The organism is Pseudomonas sp. 30_B (genome assembly GCF_017491605.1).
Lineage (GTDB): Bacteria > Pseudomonadota > Gammaproteobacteria > Pseudomonadales > Pseudomonadaceae > Pseudomonas.
Genome location: NZ_JAFGYY010000422.1, coordinates 1 through 378 on the forward strand (window position 1 = coordinate 1; position 378 = coordinate 378).

At 46.8% G+C, this 378-nt stretch carries 1 rRNA gene; it reads right to left on the reverse strand.

Annotation, left to right across the window (positions count from 1 at the left end):
* Nucleotides 1–69: ribosomal RNA gene (locus J5M67_RS28960) — 16S ribosomal RNA — on the reverse strand; the annotation flags it as partial.
* Nucleotides 70–378 lie beyond the last annotated feature (309 nt).

A 378-nucleotide genomic window follows, 5' to 3' on the forward strand; every position in this document is an offset into this window, starting at 1 on the left:
CCGCTCGACTTGCATGTGTTAGGCCTGCCGCCAGCGTTCAATCTGAGCCATGATCAAACTCTTCAGTTCAATACTGCTTGGGTTTTGAGAAAACCCTAAACTTGGCTCAGCAATCGCATGCTCAATTGAATGAGCTAAAACTCTCGAATTCACGAGTGTTACTTGCGCTGCTGATAATCAGTCGATCATCAGTCTTACATCACAAGCACCCACACGAATTGCTTGATTCGACTTGTTAAAGAGCGTTTGGCTGAGGCTTTCGTCTCAACCGAGGCGCGCATTCTACGCTAACCTCTTTTTCCGTCAAGCGTTATTTTCGAAAATCTCTTTTCTACTCAACCGCTTGCGCATCAGTGAAGGAAGCCTTCTCATCAGCGG